This is a genomic window from Pedomonas sp., from assembly GCF_036515995.1.
Lineage (GTDB): Bacteria > Pseudomonadota > Alphaproteobacteria > Sphingomonadales > Sphingomonadaceae > Pedomonas.
The window spans coordinates 1-2045 of the sequence record NZ_DATBUP010000026.1 but is presented as its reverse complement, the minus strand read 5'-3'; the positions used below and the strand labels follow the sequence as shown (position 1 = coordinate 2045).

At 64.5% G+C, this 2045-nt stretch carries 2 protein-coding genes; both read left to right on the top strand.

All coding sequences use genetic code 11. The features are described 5' to 3' along the window. Positions 1 to 823, top strand: an 823-nt coding sequence (locus VIG90_RS02210) for a GGDEF domain-containing protein (protein WP_331591798.1), incomplete at its 5' end; no start/stop codon positions are given. A gap of 104 nt (positions 824 to 927) precedes the next feature. Continuing rightward, a partial coding sequence (locus VIG90_RS02205) for a M20/M25/M40 family metallo-hydrolase (RefSeq protein WP_331591797.1) occupies positions 928 to 2045 on the top strand: 1118 nt, incomplete at its 3' end.

Sequence of the window (2045 nt, the reverse complement as noted above, 5' to 3'; positions counted from 1 at the left end):
CTCCCTCTGCTTTTCGGTTGCTGCCTCAATCGCCATCGGAGGGCCGGGTGCCATCGCCTTCTCCGTGCCTGCACTGCTGTGGTGCGCCATGACCTACAGCCTGTTCTCAATGGCCATCATCATGCTGATCTTCAGCGTCGTGATGCTAGGTGCGCAGGGCTCCGGCCTGATGATCGTGCCGGACAGCTATGATTTCCTTGATGGCACGGCATCCTTCCGCATCGGCATCTCCGTGCTTGTGCTGGGTCCGCTCACCGTCACCAACATCATGGCCCTTCAGCGCACCCTGTTTGACCGACTGGAGCGCGCCGCGACGATGGACAGCCTGACCGGTATCCTGGCTCGCCCAGCCTATCTGGCACGTTCGCGCGCCGTGCTTGACTTCCAGCCCGCGCGTGAGACGGATGGCGTAGCCCTGCTGATGATCGACATCGATCACTTCAAGCAGATTAACGACCGGTACGGCCATCAGGCAGGCGATTTGGTCATCCGCGCCGTCACTGCTGCTATCTCCACACAGCTACGCAAGTCGGACCTGTTCGGCCGCCTTGGCGGCGAGGAATTTGCGGTCACGCTCGCTGCCACCACGCCGCAGGCGGCAAAAGCGCTGGCTGAGCGAGTGCGCCACTCGGTCGAGGCCCTGCGCATCGATATCGGCAAGGGCGAGCCTCTTGGCGTCACCATCAGCATTGGCCTGACGCACCATGACGAACCGCCCGCCAACGGGATATCGCAATCGCTCGGCATTGCCGATGCCGCGCTCTACCGCGCCAAGGAGGAGGGCCGAAACCGGGTCTGCACCATGATGGCGGAAGCCGCCTGACAGGTCTCCTGAACTTTTCTCCAACCCTCTGAAATTTTCTTGCTGACACCCGTTGCGGGGGATGCCCTGTCCCCACTAACGTGTGCCGCAACGGAGGGATACTCATGAAAACACCCATCATTTCCGCGCTTGGCATATCAGCTCTCGGCGCTCTGCTGCTCGGTGCCAGCCCGGCCATTCTATCGGGCACGCCGGCCGTTGCAGCACCGGCCAAGGCCGCCCCATCTTCCGACGCCACAGCGGCCGATCTGGCGCGCAAGGCGCTCGCCAGCGACCTGCCCATGCAGATCGTCACCGACCTGACCACCGAAATCGGACCGCGCCTTGCCGGCACTGAGGCAGAGAAGCGCGCCGCCAACTGGGCCGAGGCTTACCTGAAGAAGCTGGGCTTCGAGAACGTGCGGCAGGAAAGCTTCACCATGACCGGCTGGCTGCGGGGTGAGGAGAAAGCCGAGATCACCGGCCCATCGCCCCAGCCGCTGGTGGTGACCAGCCTTGGCACCAGTGTTGCCACACCACCAGAGGGGATCGAGGCGGAAGTGGTGATCTTCCCGCGTTACGCCGATCTGCTCGCCGCGCCCGAGGGCTCGCTTAAGGGCAAGATCGCGCTGGTGACCGAAAAGACTGTGCGGATGCAGGACGGCAGCGGCTATGGCGCAGCCGGCGCCGTGCGTCGCACCGGTGCTTCGGAAGCCGCCAAGCGCGGTGCGGTTGCCTACATGCTGCGCTCGCTCGGGACACATGACCACCGCTTCCCGCACACTGGCTCGCAGGTTTATGCGGAAGGTGCACCGAAGATTCCGGCCGCCGCCATCTCGCCGCCGGATGCGGAGCAGATTGAACGCCTCGCTGCACGCGGCCACACGGTCAAGGTGCGCCTCAAGCTCACGCCGAGCCACCCCGGCACCGTGACCAGCCAGAACGTCATTGCTGAAGTGAAGGGCCGCGAGAAGCCGGACGAGATCATCCTCATCGGCGCGCATCTCGACAGCTGGGATCAGGGCACGGGCGCGATCGACGACGGTGCGGGCGTTTCCATCGTCACCTCCGCCGCCAAGCTGATCCGCGATCTGCCCCAGCGGCCCAAGCGCACCATCCGCGTCGTGCTGTTCGGCGCAGAGGAATACGGCCTGCTCGGTGCCAAGGCATACGCGGAGAAGCACAAGGCGGATGTGGGCAAGCATATCCTGGCCACGGAAGCAGACTTCGGTCAGGGCCCGGT